We start from the raw sequence: 20067 nt of genomic DNA, 5'->3' as shown, positions 1-20067 counted from the left end.
AATGCTGATCCAGCCGGTTGATACGCCGGCTATTCCCGAGGTACTGGCCTTTGTGCTGCACGCCCGTGGCGAGCTGTTTCCCAAGCTCAGCGATGCAGGTATGCCGAACGATCTTGCACAGTTCGAGGCGGTTTACGTGCAAGGCAGCGGCCGGTTTTTGATCGCCCGCGCTGGCGACGAAATTGTTGCCGCGATTGGCTACTTGCCCTATGACGGGCGTTTTCCCCAGTTGGATTACCAGGGGCGCCGGACGGTGGAAGTGGTGCGCCTGTTTGTGCTGCCAGCGTTCCGCCGTTCTGGATTGGCGAGGGAGTTGTACCGTGCGCTGGAGGCGCTGGCGCACGCGCAGGGGGTGGAGGTGATGTACCTGCACACCCATCCGTTTCTGCCGGGTGCGATTGAGTTTTGGCGGCGGCAGGGGTTTGCGGTGGTGGACGTGGAAGCTGATCCGGTGTGGCAGACCACGCACATGCAGCGGCTGCTGTAGTGGCCTGAAGAAGCACCACTGGACTCCCCGTGTTTAGTTGGAACGCAGCCGCAGTATCTGCGCGCCGTCGAACGGGTCTGTGAGGTAGTGCGCCTGCACCCCGAATGTGTCTTGCAAACGCTGCGGCGTCAGCACTTCCAGCGGCTTGCCCAGCGCCACCAATCGCCCGTGGTCCAGCACCGCCAGGCGATCACAGGTCAGCGCCTGGTTCAGGTCATGCAGGGCAATCAGCGTCGTCACCGGCAGCGCTTGCACGCCTTTCAAGATCGCCAGTTGATGCTGAATATCCAGGTGATTGGTCGGCTCATCCAGCAACAGGATCTGCGGCCGTTGCGCCAGGGCGCGGGCGATGTGCACGCGTTGGCGCTCGCCGCCGGAAAGGCTGCGCCAGGCGCGTTGGGCCAGGTGGGTGGCGTCCACGTCGTGCAGGGCTTGGCGCACGATGGCGTCGTCTGCATCCGACCACGGGCTCAGCGCCGACAGCCACGGCGTGCGGCCCAGGGCCACGGCGTCGAACACGCGGATGGCGTCATCGGTGTCGGCCTGTTGCTCTACCACGGCCAACTGTTGCGCGATGCTGCGGCGCGACAGCTGCCCGAGGCGCTGGCCGCCCAGCAGCACGTCGCCACGCGCCGGGGTACGCAACCCGGCGAGCAGCTTGAGCAGGGTGGATTTGCCGGAACCGTTCGGCCCGACGATACCGAGGGTCTCGCCCAGCTCCACGTCCAGGTGAATGTCGCGCAGCAACTCGGCTTCGCGCACCCTGAAGCCCAGGCCACGGCAACTGAGCACGCTCATCGCGCATTCCTCCGGCCGATCAGGATCAGCGCAAACACCGGCGCGCCTACCAGCGCGGTCACCACACCCACCGGGATCACCTGGCCCTTGATCAAGGTGCGCGACAGCACATCCGCGGCAATCAGGAACAACGCCCCCCCCAACGCGCTGGCCGGCAGCAGGCGCGAATGCCCGGTGCCGAGCAGCAGGCGCACGGCATGGGGGATCACCAAGCCGACAAAGCCGATGGAGCCGACAATCGACACCATCACCGCCGTCACCAACGCCGCGCAACCCACCAGCACAAATTGCACGCGGCGCACCGGGATGCCCAGGGACGCCGCCGAATCTGTGCCAAAGGTGAACGCATCCAGCGCCCGGCGATGCCACAGGCACACCGCCAACCCCACCAGCGCCACCGGCACCGCCAGCCACACCGACGGCCAGCGCACGCCGCTGAGGTTGCCCAGCAGCCAGAACATGATGCCGCGCGCCTGTTCGGAGCTGGCGGATTTGGTGATGAGGAATGCGGTGAGTGCGTTGAACAGCTGCGAACCGGCAATGCCAGCGAGGATGATCTGCCCGGTGCCGCTGGACGAGCCGCTGGCCCGCGCCAATAAAATCACCAGCGCAAACGCCGCCATCGCGCCGACAAACGCGCCAGCCGACAATGAAATCAAGCCGCCGCCCACCCCGATCAGCGCCACCAGCACCGCACCTGTCGAGGCGCCGGCGCTGATGCCCAGCAGGTACGGATCGGCCAGCGGATTGCGCAGCAGCGATTGCAGGATCACCCCGCAGGTCGCCAGCCCGGCACCGCAGGCGGCGGCGACCAGCGCGCGGGTCAGGCGGTAGTTCCACACTACGCCTTCGTCGATGGGGTCGAGCACGTAGCCGGCGCCCCACAGTTTATTGGCCAGCACCTGAAGTACGACCTGCGGCGAGATGGCGGTTTCGCCGATGGCCACGCCGGCGAGCACGGCGGCCAGGAGTAGGGCCAGGGCGAGGAGGGCACGAATCATTTCGGCAGGTCGTAGCCGTCGATGGCCGTGGCCAGTTGCTCAAGGCCGTCGAACATGCGGATGCTGGCCTGCAACGCCAGGGCGTCGAGGATGATGATGCGGTTGTTTTTTACCGCATCCATGTTGCGGGTGACCGGGTCGCTGCGCAGGAAGGCGAGTTTCTTTTCATGGTCGTCGGCAGGGTAGCGGCGGCGGTCCATGCGGGCGATGACGAGGAAGGTCGGGTTGGCCTTGGCGATGGTTTCCCAGCCCACGGCGGGCCATTCTTCATCGGACTGCACCACGTTGCGCAGGCCGAGGGTTTGCAGCATGAATTCGGGAATGCCCTTGTGCCCGGCGACATACGGGTCGCTGGCCAGCTCGGCGCTGGAGAACCACACCAGTGCGCTGGCCTGCTTGAGGCCCTTGCTCTGCACGGTGGCGACGGACTTGGCCAGGCGCGCCTTGAGTTCGCCGTTCAGCTGTTGACCGCGGTCCTGCACATCGAAGATCGCCGCCAGTTGGCTGATGCTTTTGTAGATGGTCTCGATGCGGAACGGCTCCAGCCGCGTGCCGTCGGCGCCCACCAGGTTGTCCTTGCCTTCGCAGTCGGAGGGCAGCAGGTAGGTGGGGATCTGCAGTTCGTGGAATTGCTCACGGGTGCCGACCACGCCTTGTGCGCCGACCACCCATTCCAGCTCGGCGGCCACCAACTGCGGGCGCTTGGCGATCACGGCTTCGAAGCTCGGCTCATTGTTGGCCAGGCGTTCGATGCGCTCGTTCTGTGCCTTGAACTGCGGCAGCACACTGTTGAACCACAGTGAGGTGCCGACCACTTTGTCGCCCACGCCCAACGCATAAAGCATCTCGGTGGCGGCTTGGCCAATGGTCACGCTGCGCGCCGGCGCTTGCTGGAAGGTGAGGGTGCTGCCGCAGTTTTCCAGGGTCAGCGGGTAGTCAGTCGGCGCGGCGTGGGCCAGGGCACAAACACTCAGGCCGGTGAGCAGGGCGGTAATGCGTGGCAGCATGGGGCAATCTCCGTTGGGACCGTACAGGGAGCTGGGGCGGTACGGTAGTGGAAATACAGCCATGAACGCTGCCGGTCCGGCAGGCCAGGGATGCCCTTCCCGGACACCCCGCCGGTTGGTGATAACGCTTGGCCGGCAGGTCTCCTGACTGATGCGTCATCGCCACGCTCCGGCCTTCCCGGACAGCGTCCAGTGGCAGTGGGGAGCAGGCTCAGCACCTACAGTTGCGGGGGCAGTTCCGATTGGCGCGGGTGGCCGCGCTTCGGATTCCCTATTAGTCCCGTTGGGGAACCGGCGCGGTATGGTAGTCGATCTTGGACGTGAGGGCGCGTGTCTCTTATGATGCGCGGCCACGGAACCGCCCCATACAAGGAAAATACAGTGAAACGTTTAGTCGCCCTCGCCCTGATCACCCTGCTCGCCGGTTGTGCGACCCAGGGTAAAAGCGAATCGCAGATTTTCGACGAGGCCGCCACTGCCCATGTCATGTCGCTGCCTGCCGGCGCCAACAAGGTGCGTTTGCACAGCGTCAAGATCGCCAGCCATGGTGTGATCGGCGACATGCTGGCGACTGTCCTGGGCGGCGGCGCGAATGCCGGCCAACTCAGGCAAGAACTGCTCAACGCCCAGCGCCTGGGCGACAGTGGGTTCTTGATCATTGGGGCGCGCAGTTCAATCGACGTGGCGGTTGTTGAGAACGCCTGCGAAGGCCTCGGTTTGCAGGGGATGAATATCTACTACGCGGGCAGTGAGGCGCAGCAGGACAAAGTGCGCCACGCGGTTGAACAGGCCCGGGCGCAATTTCACTTCATCAATACCCAGTGACCACCGGTCTGTAGTGAGCGGGCTTGCCCCGCGCTGGGTGGCGAAGCCGCCCCAAACCCAGGCACCTCGGTCTTTCTGATACACCGGGTTGTCTGGATTTGGGGCGGCTTCGCCACCCAGCGCGGGGCAAGGGTGTCAGCCCGGCCGGGGGTTATTTGCGGTCCAGCCACACGGTCTGCGCGTTGCAGAATTCCCGCACGCCGAAGTGTGACAGTTCACGGCCAAAGCCGCTTTTCTTGATCCCGCCAAACGCCACCCGAGGGTCGGACACGCTGAAGGCGTTGACGAAAATCCCGCCGGTTTCCAGGCGGTTGGCTATATCCCGCGCCTTCGCCGCGTCGGTGGTGAAGATGCTCGCGGTCAGGCCGAACTCGCTGTCATTCGCCAGCGCTACCGCGTGGTCGGCGTCGCGGGCGGTGATGATCGAGGCTACCGGGCCGAACAGTTCCTGTTTGAACGAGGTCATCTGGTCGGTGACGCCTGCCAGTACGGTCGGCTCATAGTAGTTGCCGGCACCGGCGACTTTATGGCCGCCCAGTAGCAGGGTCGCGCCTTCTTCAAGAGTCGCCTGGACCTGGCCGTGCAGCTCGTCGCGCAGGTCGAAGCGGGCCATCGGGCCGATGTACGTGGCGGCGGATGTCGGGTCGCCCATCACCAGGGCACGGCTGGCTGCGAGGAATTTTGCGGTAAAGGCTTCGGCCACGCCGGCTTCGATGATCAGACGCTTGGCAGCTGCGCAGACTTGCCCGCTGTTCTGGAAGCGGCCAATCACGGCGGCTTGCACCGCGGCGTCAAGGTCGGCGTCGTTGAGCACGATGAACGGGTCGGAGCCGCCCAGTTCCAGCACACACTTTTTCAGCGCGGCACCGGCCTGGGAGCCGATGGCCATACCGGCGCGCACGCTGCCGGTGAGGGTGACGGCGGCGATGCGCGGGTCGGCGATGGCTTTGGATACGCCGTCGGTCGTCACGTTGATCACTTCGAACAGGCCTTCAGCAAAGCCGGCTTTTTTGAATGCCTGCTGCATCAGGTAGGCGCTGCCCATCACGTTCGGCGCGTGCTTGAGCACGTAGGTGTTGCCGGCGAGCATTGTCGGCACGGCGCCGCGCAGCACTTGCCAGACCGGGAAGTTCCACGGCATCACCGCGAGGATCGGGCCCAGTGGGCGGTATTCGATATGGGCGCTGCCGTTGTCCACCAGGGTCGGCTCCGGGGCGAGCATGGCCGGGCCCTGGGCGGCGTACCAGTCACTGAGCTTGGCGCATTTTTCGATTTCGGCGCGGGCCTGGGCGATGGGCTTGCCCATTTCCAGGGTGATCATCTGCGCCATCTCTTCGGCTTGTTCGCGCAGGGCGGCGGCCAGGGCCAGCAGCCGTTCGGCGCGCTGGCTGAGCGGCTGGTGGCGCCAGGTGCGGAAGGCCGCGGTGGCACGGTCGAGGGCGGCGTTCAGCTGCGACTCGCTTTCATACGAGTAGCTGCCGACCGTTTCGCCGTTGGCCGGGTTAATCGAGAGGGCGTGGGTAGTCGCGTTCATGGCACCGTCCTGCGCAAGGGATAAGTTGAGTTCAGGTTACGGGGCTGGTTCTTTTCTGGAAACTGAATAATATTGAGCAATACATTCACGATTGGAGAATGACTTGGATCTGGTGCAGCTGGAAATCTTCAAGGCCGTTGCCGAGCAAGGCAGCATCAGCGCCGCCGCGCAGTTGATTCATCGGGTGCCGTCGAACCTGACCACCCGCATCAAGCAATTGGAGCAGGACCTGGGCGTGGAATTGTTCATCCGCGAGAAAAGCCGCCTGCGCTTGTCACCGGCCGGCTGGAATTTCCTCGGTTATGCGCGGCGCATTCTCGATCTGGTGCAGGAGGCCCGCGCCACGGTGGCGGGGGAGGAGCCCCAGGGTGCGTTTGCCCTGGGCTCGCTGGAGAGTACGGCGGCGGTGCGCATCCCGGCGTTGCTCGCGGCGTATAACCAGAAACACACCAAGGTCGAGCTGGACCTGAGCACCGGACCGTCGGGCACCATGATTGAAGGCGTGCTATCGGGACGCCTGGCGGCGGCGTTTGTCGATGGGCCGGTGTTGCACGCGACCCTCGAAGGCGTGGCGGTGTTTGAGGAGGAAATGGTGGTGATCGCGCCGCTGCATCACGCGCCCATCACCCGGGGCCAGGATGTGAATGGCGAGAATATCTACACGTTCCGCTCGAACTGCTCGTACCGGCATCATTTCGAACGTTGGTTTTCCCAGGACGGTGCGGTGCCGGGGAAGATTTTCGAGATCGAGTCGTATCACGGCATGTTGGCTTGCGTCAGCGCCGGTGCGGGCTTGGCGCTGATGCCGCGCAGCATGTTGGAAAGCATGCCGGGGTTTACGGCGGTGAGTGTGTGGCCGTTGACGGACAAATTCCGGCTGCTGCACACCTGGCTGATCTGGCGGCGGGGCACGGTGTCGCAGAGCCTCAACAGCTTTGTGAAGCTGCTGCAAGAGCGCGTTCTAGAGCCAACATAGATCAGGTGTGGGAGCTGGCTTGCCTGCGATGCAGGCGACGCGATCGTCCTGCATGACCGAGTAGAGGCCATCGCAGGCAAGCCAGCTCCCACAGTTTGATCGGTGTCAGCCGCCAAATTGCAGGGTGCCCATGGCGAGCTTGGCCATCAGTGCCGTGGCCCCCAGTTGCACCAGCCACAACGCCAAGCCACCGAGGAACACCCCTAGCGCTACCTGCAACACCAGGCTCTTCTGGCGCTTGGGTTGCGGCGCGCGGGGCACATAGTCATCCAGCTCGTCGCGGTCGGCACGCAGGTCCAGGTCGTCGTTTCTCATAAGGTTCTCACAGCAAAGGGGCGGGCAAGGTTCAGTCTAGGGGCTGGATACGAAAAAGGGGAAGCCAGCGGCTTCCCCTTCTGTGCAACGGCTCCAGGCTTACAGGACCTGGACGATTGCCTTTGTGACTGCGTCGATGTTCGACTGGTTCAACGCCGCCACGCAGATGCGGCCGGTGTCGAGGGCGTAGATGCCGAACTCGGTGCGCAGGCGGGTGACTTGCTCAACGGTCAGGCCGGAGTAGGAGAACATCCCACGCTGGCGGCCGACGAAGCTGAAGTCATGGCCCGGTGCAGCCTTGGCCAGTTCCGACACCATCTGCTCACGCATCCCACGAATGCGCAGGCGCATTTCAGCCAGTTCGGCTTCCCACTGCGCGCGCAGCTCAGGACTGTTCAGCACGGCAGCTACAATCGCGGCGCCGTGGGTTGGCGGGTTGGAGTAGTTGGTGCGGATCACACGCTTGACCTGGGACAGGATGCGCGCGCTTTCTTCCTTGGATTCGCCGACGATGGACAGCGCGCCCACACGTTCGCCGTACAGGGAGAACGACTTGGAGAACGAGCTGGACACAAAGAAGGTCAGACCGGACTCGGCGAACAGGCGCACGGCCGCGGCGTCTTCGTGGATGCCATCGCCAAAGCCCTGGTAGGCCATGTCGAGGAACGGTACGAGGCGCTTGGCCTTGACCACGTCCAGCACGTTCTGCCAGTCGGCCGGGGTCAGGTCGACGCCGGTCGGGTTGTGGCAGCAGGCGTGCAGCACCACGATGGACTGCGGCGGCAGGGCGTTGAGGTCTTCGAGCAGGCCGGCACGGTTTACGTCATGGGTGGCGGCGTCGTAGTAGCGGTAGTTCTGCACCGGGAAACCGGCGGTTTCGAACAGGGCGCGGTGGTTTTCCCAGCTTGGGTCGCTGATGGCGACGACGGCGCCTGGCAGCAGTTGCTTGAGGAAATCAGCACCGATTTTCAGCGCGCCGGTGCCGCCAACCGCTTGCACGGTGGTGACACGGCCAGCGTTCAGCAGTGGCGACTCAGCACCAAACAGCAGGGTCTGCACGGCCTTGTCGTAGGCCGCGATGCCGTCGATTGGCAAGTAGCCACGGGCAGCGTGTTGCGCCACGCGAATGGCTTCCGCTTCGGCAACGGCACGCAAGAGTGGAATCTTCCCCTCCTCGTTGCAGTAAACGCCTACGCCAAGGTTGACCTTGGTGGTTCGAGTGTCGGCGTTGAATGCTTCGTTGAGGCCCAGGATAGGATCGCGTGGTGCCATTTCGACAGCGGAGAACAGGCTCATTTTTGCGGCAGCTCTATGGGGGAAGGGAGGGACGTGTCGCGCTCCAGCCGAATGCACTAGAGCGGTGCACAAACGGGGAGCTAGTATAGAGGCCATCACGGCTGAGAGCGACAACCGAAACGGCTTTTCGGCCAAGTTTTTCGGTTTATTTGCCGACCGTTAGTCTTATTGCAACGCAGATCGACAGCGGCATGCAGGACGATTGCCTTGAAACCCGTCACATTCGCCACCACTTCTACGGCTATCATGGTTTTTTCCTGCTGCCCGCTCTGAATATTCGCGGGTGGTGGTCTTTTTCGTTCCCGACGGGTTTACAGTCTGGGGTGACTTCAAGAGGTACGTTATGTCGGATTTCCAACTCGTCACCCGCTTCGAGCCCGCCGGCGATCAACCCGAGGCGATTCGCCAGATGGTCGAAGGCATCGAGGCCGGCCTGGCGCACCAGACGCTGCTCGGGGTGACCGGTTCGGGCAAGACCTTCAGCATCGCCAACGTGATCGCGCAGATCAATCGCCCGACCCTGGTGCTGGCACCGAACAAGACCCTGGCCGCGCAGCTTTACGGCGAGTTCAAGGCGTTCTTCCCGAACAACGCGGTGGAGTACTTCGTTTCCTACTACGACTACTACCAGCCTGAAGCCTACGTGCCGTCGTCGGACACCTTCATCGAGAAAGATGCGTCTATCAACGACCACATCGAACAGATGCGCTTGTCGGCGACCAAGGCGCTGCTGGAGCGCAAGGACGCGATCATCGTCACCACGGTGTCGTGCATCTACGGCCTGGGCAGCCCGGAAAGCTACCTGAAGATGGTGCTGCATATCGACCGGGGCGACAAACTCGACCAGCGCGAAGTGCTGCGCCGACTGACGAGCTTGCAGTACACCCGCAACGACATGGATTTCGCCCGCGCCACCTTCCGCGTGCGCGGCGATGTGATCGACGTGTACCCGGCCGAGTCCGACCTGGAAGCGATCCGCATCGAACTGTTCGACGATGAAGTCGAAAGCCTGTCGGCCTTCGACCCGTTGACCGGCGAAGTGATCCGCAAGTTGCCACGCTTCACCTTCTATCCGAAAAGCCACTACGTTACGCCGCGTGAAACCTTGCTGGACGCCGTTGAGCACATCAAGGTGGAGCTGGCCGAGCGTCTCGACTACCTGCGCGCCAACAACAAGCTGGTGGAAGCCCAGCGCCTGGAGCAACGCACGCGCTTCGACCTGGAGATGATCCTGGAGTTGGGCTACTGCAACGGCATCGAAAACTACTCGCGCTACCTCTCGGGCCGCGATTCTGGCGCGCCGCCGCCGACGCTGTATGACTACCTGCCGGACGATGCGCTGCTGGTGATCGACGAATCCCACGTCAGCGTGCCGCAGGTCGGCGCGATGTATAAGGGCGACCGTTCGCGTAAAGAAACGCTGGTGGAATACGGTTTCCGCCTGCCTTCGGCGCTGGACAACCGGCCGATGCGGTTTGACGAGTGGGAAGCCATCAGCCCGCAGACGATTTTTGTATCGGCGACGCCGGGCAACTACGAGGCTGAGCATGCCGGCCGCGTGATCGAGCAGTTGGTGCGTCCGACCGGCCTGGTCGACCCGGAAATCGAAATCCGCCCGGCGCTGACCCAGGTTGATGACTTGCTCTCGGAAATCCACAAACGCGTCGCGCTGGAAGAGCGGGTGCTGGTCACCACGCTGACCAAGCGCATGTCCGAAGACTTGACCGACTACCTTGCCGACCACGGCGTACGCGTGCGTTACCTGCACTCGGACATCGACACCGTGGAGCGCGTGGAGATCATCCGCGACCTGCGCCTGGGCACCTTTGACGTGCTGGTGGGGATCAACCTGCTGCGTGAAGGTTTGGACATGCCGGAAGTGTCGCTGGTGGCGATCCTCGACGCGGACAAGGAGGGCTTCCTGCGCTCCGAGCGTTCGCTGATCCAGACCATCGGGCGTGCCGCGCGTAACCTCAATGGCCGCGCGATTCTCTATGCCGACCGCATCACCGGCTCCATGGAGCGCGCGATTGGTGAGACCGAGCGCCGTCGCGACAAGCAGATTGCCTTTAACCTGGCCAATGGCATTACGCCCAAGGGCGTGTTCAAGGACGTTGCCGACATTATGGAAGGCGCTGTCGTACCGGGTTCGCGCAGCAAGAAGCGCAAAGGCATGGCCAAGGCGGCCGAGGAAAGCGCCAAGTACGAGAACGAACTGCGCTCGCCGAGCGAGATCACCAAGCGTATTCGCCAGTTGGAAGAGAAAATGTACCAGTTGGCGCGGGATCTGGAGTTTGAAGCGGCGGCGCAGACGCGCGATGAGATTGGCAAGTTGCGCGAGCGGTTGTTGGCGGTTTGATTTTGCGCTGACGGTACTGGCCTCTTCGCGAGCAAGCCCGCTCCCACACTTGACCGTGTTCTAACGTTGAAATGCGGTCAAGTGTGGGAGCGGGCTTGCTCGCGAAAGCGGCACCACGGTCTCAATGACTCTCCCCAGCCTTCAACCCCGCCGGCAACGCCTTGGTCAACAACACCGCGACCATACTGACCCCCAGCGCCAACCCGACAAAGTGAAACGCATCGTTGTAGGCCATGATCTGCGCCTGCTGGTGCGCGATCTCGCTGAGCTTGCCCAGCGCTGCGGTGTCGCTGCCGAACTGCTGCGCCAGTGTTGCCAGTCGCTCCGCCACCTGCGGGTTGGTCGGCACGATCGCCTCGCGCAAATAATCGAAATAGGTCTTGGTGCGCGCATCCAGCAGCGTCGCCAGCAATGCAATGCCGATGGCGCCGCCCAGGTTGCGCAGGATGTTGAACAGGCTCGACGCCGAGCCTGCGTCCTGGGGCAGGATGTAGGCGGTGGCGATCAGCGAGATGGTTACCATGATCAGCGGCTGCCCCAGGGCGCGGATGATCTGGATCTGGTTGAACTGGCTGCCGGCGAAGTCCGGGTTGAGCACCCCCGAGGAAAAACTCGCCAGGCCGAACAGGCCGAATCCTACAGTGCATAGCCATTTGGGCGACACGTACTTCATCAGCTTGGGCACCAGCGGAATCAGAAACAGCTGGGGCACGCCCATCCACATGATCACTTCGCCGATCTGTAAGGCGTTGTAGTTCTGGATCTGCGCCAGGTACAGCGGCAGCAGGTAGATCGAGCCGTACAGGCCGACGCCCATGCCAATGCTGGCAATGCTCGACAGGCCAAAGTTGCGGTTGGCGAGGATGCCCAGGTTGATCAGTGGGTTGGGTTTGGACAGTTGCACGATGACAAAGGTGATCAGGCTGAGCAGGGCGATGCTGCCGAGGCTGACGATCAGGTTCGACTCAAGCCAGTCCTTGCGGTGGCCTTCCTCCAGAAACACCTGCAAGCAGCCGAGGCCCACCGCCAGGGTGGCGATGCCCAGGTAGTCGGTGCTCTTCAGCAGGTCCCAGTTCGAGGCCTTTTTTTCCAGGCCATAGAGCAGCCCGGCGATCATCAGCAGGCCCGGTGGCACGTTGATGTAGAAGATGTATTCCCACCCCCAGTTTTCCGTGAGCCAGCCGCCGATGGTCGGGCCAATGGAGGGCGCGAAGGTGGCGGTCATGGCGAACATGGCCATGCCTTTGGCGCGGTGGTGTTCGGGTAGCTTGATCAGGGTAAGGGTGAACGCCAGCGGGATCAGCGCACCGCCGGTAAAGCCTTGCAGGGCGCGGAACACGATCATGCTTTCCAGGCTCCAGGCCATGGAGCACATCAACGAGGCGATCAGGAACCCCACCGACACCCAGACCGCCAGCCGCCGCGCCGAGAGCAACTGCACCAGCCAGGCGGTGAGGGGGATCATGATGATTTCGGCTACAAGGTAAGACGTGGAAATCCACGAGCCTTCTTCCAGGGTGGCTGACAGCGCGCCCTGGATGTCCTTGAGCGACGAGTTGGTGATCTGGATGTCGAGCACCGCCATGAACGCGCCGAGCATCACGCTCATCACCGCGATCCAGTCGCGCCGGGTCGGTTCGCCGAGCGGGCGCAGCAGTTGATCACCGGCCATCGGGCTGGTCTTTGATGTTCACTTTGACGGTCACGGACATCCCGGGACGGATCTTGCCGTGCAGCGGGTTATCCGTGGCGAAGGTCAGTTTTACCGGGATGCGCTGTACGACTTTGGTGAAGTTGCCCGTGGCATTGTCCGGCGGCAACAGGCTGAACTGCGCACCGGAGGCGGCGAACAGGCTGTCGACCCGGGCCTCGATGGGCGTGTCGGGGTAGGCGTCGAAGGTCAGCTTGGCCTTTTGCCCGGGCTGCATGTGGCCGATCTGGGTTTCCTTGAAGTTGGCCTGGATCCAGATGTCTTGGTCGGGGACGATCGACAGCAGGTAGGCGCCGGCCTGTACGTACTGGCCGTTGCGTGCGGCGCGCTGGCCCACCAGGCCGCTGATCGGCGCGTGGATCTCGCTGCGGGTGAGGTTGAGTTCGGCCTGGGCCAGGTCAGTCCTGGCGTTGGCGATCAGCGCGTCGAGGCGCTTGATCTCGGCGTTGAGGGCGTTGACCTGCTGGCGCTGGCCCTGCAGGTCGGCCTGGGCCATGGTCACCTGGGAGCGGGCGATGTGGTTGTCGGCGGAGAGGGTGGTCACGCGTTCTTCCGAGACGTAGCCGGGCTTGCGCAGGGTTTGTGCGCGGGACAGGTCGATCTGCGAGCGGCCGAGGCTGGCCTGGCTTGACGCGACTTTGGCCGCGCCGGCGGCGATCAGGCTGGCTTGCTGGGTGAGTTTGCTTTGTGCCTGGGTGCGTTCGGCCTCGCGCATGGCCAGGGCGGCGTTGGCGCGGTCGACGGCGAGGTGGAAGTCGTCGGCTTCGAGCTGTACCAGGAGCTGGCCTTTTTGTACGTGTTCGTTATCGCCGACCTTGACCTCGACGATGCGGGCGCCGAGCTGGCTGGACACGCGGGTGATCTCACCCTGCACATAGGCGTTGTCGGTGCTTTCATAGAAGCGGCCCTTGAAGAACCACTGGGCGAAGAAGCCCAGGCCGATCAGGACTACGAGGCACACGAAGATAAACAGTCGGCGTTTCAGTGGGGCTGGCATGGGCGAGGTGTCTGTAACAAGAGGTAATGGAATATAGCCAGCCAAGCATCTGTCCAATAGCCATGACTGGCCTCCAGACCGAAGCTTGGCCTAAATGCCCTTCTGCTGGAGCCCAAGTGCCGAGGGCTGTTACCATTCGCGCCTTGTTTCAATTCCAGTTTTATCGCCAATTCGAGACCCGCCATGACCACCGTCCGCACGCGCATCGCGCCATCGCCTACTGGGGATCCCCACGTCGGCACTGCCTACATCGCCTTGTTCAACTACTGCTTTGCCAAGCAGCACGGTGGTGAATTCATCCTGCGGATCGAAGACACCGACCAACTGCGCTCGACCCGTGAGTCGGAGCAGCAGATTTTCGATGCCCTGCGCTGGTTGGGCATTACCTGGGCCGAGGGCCCGGACGTCGGTGGTCCCCACGGCCCGTATCGCCAGAGCGAGCGCAGCGACATCTACAAGCAGTACACCCAGCAACTGGTCGACATGGGGCACGCGTTCCCATGCTTCTGCACCGCCGAAGAGCTGGACCAGATGCGTGCCGAGCAACAGGCGCGTGGCGAAACCCCGCGTTACGACGGCCGCGCGCTGCTGCTGTCGAAAGAAGAAGTGGCCCAGCGCCTGGCGGCCGGCGAGCCCCATGTGATCCGCATGAAGGTGCCGAGCGAAGGCGTGTGCGTGGTGCCGGACATGCTGCGCGGTGACGTCGAGATCCCGTGGGATCGCATGGACATGCAAGTGCTGATGAAGACCGACGGCCTGCCGACGTACTTCCTGGCCAACGTGGTCGACGACCACCTGATGGGCATCACCCACGTGCTGCGCGGTGAAGAATGGCTGCCGTCGGCGCCTAAGCTGATCCTGCTCTACGAGTACTTCGGCTGGGAACAACCGCAACTGTGCTACATGCCGCTGTTGCGTAACCCGGACAAGAGCAAGCTGTCCAAGCGCAAGAACCCGACCTCGGTGACGTTCTACGAGCGCATGGGCTTCATGCCGGAAGCGATGCTCAACTACCTGGGCCGCATGGGCTGGTCGATGCCGGACGAGCGCGAGAAGTTCTCGCTGCAGGAAATGGTCGACAATTTTGACCTGTCCCGCGTGTCCTTGGGGGGGCCAATCTTCGACATCGAGAAACTGTCGTGGCTCAACGGCCAATGGTTGCGTGACCTGCCGGTGGAAGAGTTCGCCAGCCGCGTGCAGCAGTGGGCGTTGAACCCCGAGTACATGATGAAGATCGCACCGCTGGTGCAGGGCAGGGTGGAGACGTTCAGCCAGGTCGCACCGTTGGCCAGCTTCTTCTTTGCCGGTGGCGTGAACCCGGATGCCAAGTTGTTCGAATCCAAGAAGCTCTCGGGCGATCAGGTGCGCCAGTTGATGCAGTTGATCCTGTGGAAGCTGGAAAGCCTGCGCCAATGGGAGAAGGACGCGATCACCGCGACGATCCAGGCGGTGGTGGAATCCCTCGAATTGAAATTGCGCGATGCCATGCCGCTGATGTTTGCCGCGATCACCGGGCAGGCCAGTTCGGTATCGGTGCTGGATGCGATGGAAATTCTCGGCCCGGACCTCACGCGTTTCCGTCTGCGCCAAGCCCTTGATTTGCTTGGTGGTGTGTCGAAGAAAGAAAACAAAGAGTGGGAAAAGCTGTTGGGCGCTATCGCTTAATCAGCCTGCTGCAACGGCGAAACCCAGGTTTTCCGGGGTTTCGCCGGTAAGTGATTGTTATCCCGGCAAAAAACTTTGGAAATTGTTGAAAATAAATTTGACACACTTCCAAACCGCCATTAAGATTCGCCCCGTCCTCACCGATGAGGGGCTATAGCTCAGCTGGGAGAGCGCTTGCATGGCATGCAAGAGGTCAACGGTTCGATCCCGTTTAGCTCCACCAATTTACAGGTTCAAGGTCTGGCCACACCGTCCTTGAATCGATCAGTTCTCAGCGCTGATCATGTTGTACAGAAGGTTTTGTCCCCTTCGTCTAGTGGCCTAGGACACCGCCCTTTCACGGCGGTAACAGGGGTTCGAGTCCCCTAGGGGACGCCAGTTTCAACAAGCAGTTCGCAAGGTCTGCTGCGTCGCGAGACGAAAAATCCGGGGCTATAGCTCAGCTGGGAGAGCGCTTGCATGGCATGCAAGAGGTCAACGGTTCGATCCCGTTTAGCTCCACCAATTTACAGTTCCAAGGTTCCGGCCACACCGTCCTTGGATCGATCAGTCTCAGCCTGATCAGTTGTACAGAAGGTTTGTGTCCCCTTCGTCTAGTGGCCTAGGACACCGCCCTTTCACGGCGGTAACAGGGGTTCGAGTCCCCTAGGGGACGCCACGATTACCCGCTCTGCGGGATTTTTAAGGGTCATTCAATTATTGAATGGCCCTTTTGTTTGTCTGGCGTTTGGCCAATTCTCTTACTCCCTTCCTACTTCCTCTTCAGACCAATGGTCATGTCGGTCGCTTGCCAAATATTATTATGGTAATAATATTCAACCCATGAGACCGGAGGCTTTGATGAGCGATAAAAAAGCACAAACCCGCGAACGCATTTTGCAGGCGGCCAGCGCGGCGTTGATCCAGCGTGGCCCGGCCGAGCCGAGTGTCGGTGAAGTGATGGGGGCAGCGGGGCTCACCGTCGGTGGTTTTTACGCGCACTTCGAAAGCAAGGACGCGCTGATGCTGGAGGCATTCACTCAATTGCTGGCCAAGCGTCGTGCGGCCATTGACGATATGGATGCGCTGTTGACCGGTGAAGAGCGCCGAGGCCTTGTGGCGGCGTTTTACCTGTCGCGCAAACACCGCGATTCCACCGTTCAGGCCTGTCCGATCCCGGCGACCGTCGGCGAAATGAGCCGCCTGCCGGATGAATTCCGCCAGGCGCTGAACGAGCACTGTGAGCTGATGGCCGCCCAATTGGCCGCCAGCCCCGAAGACACCGACAAGGCCCTGGCCGACATGGCGTTGATGATCGGTGGCCTGGCCCTGGCGCGGGCCCTCGGCCCTGGTGAATTGTCTGACCGTGTATTGCGTGCCGCCAAGTCGGCCGTGCGCTAGAAGAGGGTTCTAAGGATGGGCACGCTGACCTGGATTCGTCGCTTCAACGGCACCCTGGGGCATCTGGCGCCGCAAACCGTGGCCAACCAGATGCGACGTGCGTTCATGACGCCACGCGAGCTGCCGCCACGCGACTGGGAGTTGCCGTTGCTGGCGCAATCAGAGCGCATCACCCTGCGTTTCGGCCTGTCGGCGTTGCGCTGGGGCCAAGGGCCCGCCGTGCTGTTGATGCATGGCTGGGAAGGGCGCCCCACGCAGTTCGCCAGCCTGATCAGCGCATTGGTGAATGACGGTTATTCCGTAATTGCCCTCGACGGCCCCGCCCACGGGCGTTCGCCCGGGCGTGAAGCCCATGTGCTGCTGTTCGCCCGCGCGATGTTGGAGGCGGCGGCCGAGTTGCCGCCGCTGCACGCCGTGATTGGTCACTCCATGGGCGGCGCCAGCGCGATGCTGGCGGTGCAACTGGGGCTGCGTACCGAAGCGCTGGTAAGCATTGCCGCGCCGTCGCGATTCCTTGATGTGCTTCGAGGGTTCACCCAGATGGTCGGCCTGCCGGCGCGGGCCCGTTCGGCGTTTATCCAGGAGGTCGAACACACCTTCGGCATGCCGTTGAAGCATCTGGATGTGGCCCACTACCAAATGAACATCCCCGGCCTGATCGTGCATGCCGAAGACGACACCTTCGTCCCCGTCAAAGCCTCCCAGGCGATCCACGAAGCCTGGTTCGACAGCCGCCTGTTGCGTCTGGAGCAGGGCGGTCATCAGAAAGTCCTGGCCGACCCCCGGGTGACCGACGCGGTGCTGGCGCTGTTGGCCGGCCGCCGTCTACAGGCGCGGCAAACCGCCTGATACACTGCCCGGCCGAGATCAATCGACTGGAGCAAGGCATGGGCTGGGATCTGGCAACGCCGTTTATCATCGACCTGCAGGTCGGCGCCGAAGACATCGACGGCCTGGGCCACGCCAACAATGCCGTTTACGTGTCCTGGCTGGAACGCTGCGCCTGGCGCCATTCCCAGCGCCTGGGCCTGGACCTCACCGAATACCGCAGGCTGGATCGCGCCATGGCGGTGGTGCGCCACGAGATCGATTACCTCGCCGCCGGCTACGAAGGCGACGAACTGCAACTGGCCACCTGGATCGTCGACTGGGACCAGCGCCTGAAAATGACCCGCCGCTTCCAATTGGCCCGCCCCCGCGACGGCGCGACCCTGCTGAGGGCGCACACCACCTTTGTCTGCATCGAGCTGTCCAGCGGCAAGCCCAAGCGTATGCCCGCCGAGTTTCTTGACGGTTATGGCCCCGCCCTGACGGGGGGTTAACGGTTGCCGCAGGAAACCCAGTAAACTGCGCCACGATTTTTGTTGAGTGTTTTCCATGCAAATTGCTTTGGCGCCCATGGAGGGGTTGGTCGACAACATCCTGCGGGACGTGTTGACCCGCGTGGGTGGGATCGATTGGTGCGTGACCGAATTCATCCGCGTCAACGACCGCCTGCTCACCCCGGCGTATTTCCACAAACTTGCTCCCGAACTGCTGCACGGTGCCCACACCGCGGCGGGCGTGCCGCTGCGCGTGCAGTTGCTTGGTTCCGACCCGGTGTGCCTGGCGGAAAACGCCGCGCTCGCTGCCGAGTTGGGCTCCGAGGTGATCGACCTGAACTTCGGTTGCCCGGCCAAGACGGTCAACAAGTCCCGTGGCGGCGCGGTGTTGCTCAAGGAGCCGGAGCTGCTCAACCAGATCGTCGAGCACGTACGCCGCGCCGTTCCCGCGCACATCCCGGTTACCGCGAAGATGCGCCTGGGTTTCGACAGCCCGGATGGCGCCCTGGTCTGCGCCACGGCCCTGGCCGAAGGCGGCGCCGCGCATATCGTGGTGCATGCGCGGACCAAGACCGACGGCTACAAGCCGCCGGCGCACTGGGAGTGGATTCCGCGCGTGCAGGATGTGGTCAAGGTGCCGGTGTTTGCCAACGGCGACATCTGGAGCGTTGAAGACTGGAAGCGTTGCCGCGAAGTCAGCGGCGCCGAAGACATCATGCTCGGCCGTGGCCTGGTGGCGCGGCCCGACCTGGCGCGGCAGATTGCAGCAGCGCGGGCCGGTGAAGAAGTCGTGGAGATGACCTGGGCGCAGATGCAGCCCATGCTCCAGGAGTTCTGGACCCAATCGGTGGCGCAGCTGACCGAGCGCCAGGCGCCGGGCCGTTTGAAACAATGGCTGGCAATGTTGACGCGCAACTACCCTGAAGCGGTTGAACTGTTCACCGCGATGCGCCGAGAGACCGATCTAGAGCAGGTCAGCCGGCTGTTGGGCATGCCCCATCCGGCGGCGGCATAACGCGAAGAGATCTGCAGCAAGGGCGCCATCGGCGCCCTTTTCTTATTGTGAAACGTGATCCCCGGAACCGGGCAAGGCAAAATCCCACGAACTTCTGGGCATATCTCATAGGAATCTTCGCCCATGAACGCTTCGAACTTGAAATCCCCTACCTTTGCCTTCACTGCCCCGTCGACGCTCTCTGCATCAAAGGCCATAAAGTCTGTCGTGAACGCCTTCGACGTCGGCGAGCGGCGCTTTGGTGAGCACTTTGACGTAAGCACCCATGCTGCCGTCATCAAAATGATGATGGCGACGCTTGGCCCCACGCCTGCCGATATGTTCAATCAAGTGACGCCTACCGCAAACGGCTACGACGTGATGATGAAGGATGAGTTCAACGCTCGCATCACGCACGAAGAGCTGCAGCTAGTCGCGCAGGTGTCCAAATTCAGTGGCAATGATGCGCAAGCCCTCAGCGCCGCCAACTTTGCGTTGACGGTGTTTGTAAAGCGCAGGCAGCAGATCGGTGGCTACGCCAATTTTCACGCGGCGCTGACAAAGTCACTCCAGGGCGAAACCACTCTGCGGTGCTTGCAGGGTATGGGGGTGTATGGGCTTTCCCAGTATGTGCCGCCGAGCAGGATGGTTGGCGAAGGCGTAGTGGCGGTGATGGAGACCCATAATTTTGGCAGTGCGCTGGTAGTGGACGGGCTTGGGCACGCTAACGGCAAACCGCGTCAGGTAGGCAGTCGCTATGGTTACAGGCTGTTCGCCGACAAACCTCGGGGAGGCGCACCCACACCGAAGGTGTTTGCGGGCCGAAGACCCCTGGATATTTGGGGGGGGTTCTACCAAGGGACACCGGGGAACTGCGTGACGGTGTCGGCAATCAAGGCGGCTATGATGAGGTTCGGGCAGTGCCCCGCGGATATTTTTCGGGAGGTCACTGCCACTGCCGAAGGTTATGCAGTCGTTATGCGTGATGGTTTCAGGCTGACGCTGACCCATGAGCAATTGCGCAAGGCGAGGGCCGCTTCCGGCTTTCGCGGCAACGACTGTGCAATGCTGGAGGATGCCTATTTCCTGTTCGCCGTGAGCGCCAGGCGCGCGCAGTTGGAAAACAACGACTTTCGTGGCGGGCAGAGTTTCGACGTTGCCATCGATACCCTCAATGACGGTGAATACCCCGGGCAGGCGCTGCGTCGGTTGGGGTTGTACGCCTATATCCGCGAAAGCGATGTGAACGAGTTGATTGCCGGCGCTATCGGCACCCTGTCTGACGGTGGTCACTCGATGACGGTGATTGGCGGCGTGCTCGATTATTATGGGGGCCGGCACACTCTGCAGACGTCGCAATGGAAGGGGACTTATTTGCGGGCGCTGAAGTTGGTGTGACA

The 20067-nt window shown here is 62.6% G+C and carries 18 protein-coding genes, 4 tRNA genes and 1 riboswitch; of the genes, 14 read left to right on the top strand and 8 right to left on the bottom strand.

Going from position 1 to position 20067, the window contains the following annotated elements; translation table 11 throughout:
* Position 1 precedes the first annotated feature (1 nt).
* Positions 2 to 487 (top strand): GNAT family N-acetyltransferase, encoded by a 486-nt coding sequence (locus tag PSH81_RS18305; RefSeq protein ID WP_305391243.1) that lies wholly within the window; start codon positions 2 to 4, stop codon positions 485 to 487.
* 33 nt (positions 488 to 520) lie between these two features.
* Here PSH81_RS18305 and PSH81_RS18300 read toward each other — a convergent pair whose 3' ends face one another.
* Genes PSH81_RS18300 through PSH81_RS18290 form a run of 3 tightly spaced genes read right to left on the bottom strand, consistent with a single transcriptional unit; the run spans position 521 to position 3293 of the window.
* Complete coding sequence (locus tag PSH81_RS18300; protein WP_305391242.1) at positions 521 to 1285, bottom strand: ABC transporter ATP-binding protein; 765 nt, start codon at positions 1283 to 1285, stop codon at positions 521 to 523.
* Positions 1282 to 2286: an iron ABC transporter permease gene (locus PSH81_RS18295; protein ID WP_192296857.1), complete on the bottom strand. Its 1005-nt coding sequence runs from the start codon at positions 2284 to 2286 to the stop codon at positions 1282 to 1284. Before PSH81_RS18295 ends, PSH81_RS18300 begins: the two co-directional genes overlap by 4 nt.
* Complete coding sequence (locus tag PSH81_RS18290) at positions 2283 to 3293, bottom strand: ABC transporter substrate-binding protein (RefSeq protein ID WP_305391241.1); 1011 nt, start codon at positions 3291 to 3293, stop codon at positions 2283 to 2285. Before PSH81_RS18290 ends, PSH81_RS18295 begins: the two co-directional genes overlap by 4 nt.
* A 116-nt stretch (positions 3294 to 3409) precedes the next feature.
* A riboswitch (cobalamin riboswitch) is annotated at positions 3410 to 3604 on the bottom strand.
* A 70-nt stretch (positions 3605 to 3674) separates the two neighbouring features.
* Between PSH81_RS18290 and PSH81_RS18285 the strand changes: the two genes are divergently transcribed.
* Positions 3675 to 4118 (top strand): hypothetical protein, encoded by a 444-nt coding sequence (locus PSH81_RS18285; RefSeq protein WP_226455100.1) that lies wholly within the window; start codon positions 3675 to 3677, stop codon positions 4116 to 4118.
* 151 nt (positions 4119 to 4269) lie between these two features.
* Here the strand turns inward: PSH81_RS18285 and PSH81_RS18280 are convergent, their stop codons facing one another.
* Positions 4270 to 5652: an aldehyde dehydrogenase family protein gene (locus PSH81_RS18280; protein ID WP_305391240.1), complete on the bottom strand. Its 1383-nt coding sequence runs from the start codon at positions 5650 to 5652 to the stop codon at positions 4270 to 4272.
* A gap of 103 nt (positions 5653 to 5755) precedes the next feature.
* On the opposite strand from PSH81_RS18280, the gene PSH81_RS18275 reads away from it, so the two are divergent.
* Positions 5756 to 6628 carry a LysR family transcriptional regulator gene (locus PSH81_RS18275; protein ID WP_305391239.1) on the top strand — a complete coding sequence of 291 codons (873 nt, stop codon included), beginning with the start codon at positions 5756 to 5758 and terminating at the stop codon, positions 6626 to 6628.
* A gap of 105 nt (positions 6629 to 6733) precedes the next feature.
* On the opposite strand, the gene PSH81_RS18270 is transcribed toward PSH81_RS18275, so the two are convergent.
* Both PSH81_RS18270 and PSH81_RS18265 read right to left on the bottom strand, forming a co-directional pair.
* Positions 6734 to 6943: a hypothetical protein gene (locus tag PSH81_RS18270; protein WP_105524885.1), complete on the bottom strand. Its 210-nt coding sequence runs from the start codon at positions 6941 to 6943 to the stop codon at positions 6734 to 6736.
* A 99-nt stretch (positions 6944 to 7042) separates the two neighbouring features.
* Positions 7043 to 8239: an amino acid aminotransferase gene (locus tag PSH81_RS18265; protein ID WP_192296852.1), complete on the bottom strand. Its 1197-nt coding sequence runs from the start codon at positions 8237 to 8239 to the stop codon at positions 7043 to 7045.
* A gap of 343 nt (positions 8240 to 8582) precedes the next feature.
* On the opposite strand from PSH81_RS18265, the gene uvrB reads away from it, so the two are divergent.
* The gene (gene uvrB, locus PSH81_RS18260; protein WP_192296851.1) at positions 8583 to 10598 is read left to right on the top strand and encodes an excinuclease ABC subunit UvrB; all 2016 of its coding nucleotides are present in this window, start codon (positions 8583 to 8585) and stop codon (positions 10596 to 10598) included.
* Positions 10599 to 10719: 121 nt separating this feature from the next.
* Here uvrB and PSH81_RS18255 read toward each other — a convergent pair whose 3' ends face one another.
* Complete coding sequence (locus PSH81_RS18255) at positions 10720 to 12210, bottom strand: MDR family MFS transporter (protein WP_192297232.1); 1491 nt, start codon at positions 12208 to 12210, stop codon at positions 10720 to 10722.
* Between the two features lie 49 nt (positions 12211 to 12259).
* Positions 12260 to 13306: an HlyD family secretion protein gene (locus tag PSH81_RS18250; RefSeq protein WP_226455103.1), complete on the bottom strand. Its 1047-nt coding sequence runs from the start codon at positions 13304 to 13306 to the stop codon at positions 12260 to 12262.
* Between the two features lie 183 nt (positions 13307 to 13489).
* On the opposite strand from PSH81_RS18250, the gene gltX reads away from it, so the two are divergent.
* The 10 genes from gltX (at position 13490) to PSH81_RS18200 (ending at position 20065) form a co-directional block, all read left to right on the top strand.
* A complete protein-coding gene (gene gltX / locus PSH81_RS18245) occupies positions 13490 to 14971 on the top strand; it encodes a glutamate--tRNA ligase (RefSeq protein ID WP_053128828.1) in 1482 nt (493 codons plus the stop codon).
* 147 nt (positions 14972 to 15118) lie between these two features.
* Positions 15119 to 15194, top strand: a tRNA-Ala gene (locus PSH81_RS18240).
* A 79-nt stretch (positions 15195 to 15273) separates the two neighbouring features.
* Positions 15274 to 15349 (top strand) — tRNA-Glu (locus PSH81_RS18235).
* Between the two features lie 50 nt (positions 15350 to 15399).
* Positions 15400 to 15475 (top strand) — tRNA-Ala (locus tag PSH81_RS18230).
* 78 nt (positions 15476 to 15553) lie between these two features.
* A tRNA-Glu gene (locus PSH81_RS18225) sits at positions 15554 to 15629 on the top strand.
* Positions 15630 to 15811: 182 nt separating this feature from the next.
* Positions 15812 to 16351, top strand: a complete 540-nt coding sequence (locus PSH81_RS18220) for a TetR/AcrR family transcriptional regulator (protein ID WP_192296849.1) — start codon at positions 15812 to 15814, stop codon at positions 16349 to 16351.
* Between the two features lie 15 nt (positions 16352 to 16366).
* The gene (locus PSH81_RS18215) at positions 16367 to 17200 is read left to right on the top strand and encodes an alpha/beta fold hydrolase (protein WP_192296848.1); all 834 of its coding nucleotides are present in this window, start codon (positions 16367 to 16369) and stop codon (positions 17198 to 17200) included.
* Between the two features lie 38 nt (positions 17201 to 17238).
* Positions 17239 to 17673, top strand: a complete 435-nt coding sequence (locus PSH81_RS18210) for a thioesterase family protein (protein WP_305391238.1) — start codon at positions 17239 to 17241, stop codon at positions 17671 to 17673.
* A gap of 55 nt (positions 17674 to 17728) precedes the next feature.
* A complete protein-coding gene (locus PSH81_RS18205) occupies positions 17729 to 18688 on the top strand; it encodes a tRNA-dihydrouridine synthase (protein ID WP_226455106.1) in 960 nt (319 codons plus the stop codon).
* A 123-nt stretch (positions 18689 to 18811) separates the two neighbouring features.
* Positions 18812 to 20065: a hypothetical protein gene (locus tag PSH81_RS18200; RefSeq protein WP_305391237.1), complete on the top strand. Its 1254-nt coding sequence runs from the start codon at positions 18812 to 18814 to the stop codon at positions 20063 to 20065.
* Positions 20066 to 20067: the final 2 nt, after the last annotated feature.

Origin of the sequence: Pseudomonas sp. FP2335 (assembly GCF_030687535.1) — a bacterium.
GTDB lineage: Bacteria > Pseudomonadota > Gammaproteobacteria > Pseudomonadales > Pseudomonadaceae > Aquipseudomonas.
The sequence above is the reverse complement of the archived record's forward strand: the minus strand, read 5'-3'. Positions and strand labels throughout refer to the sequence as shown.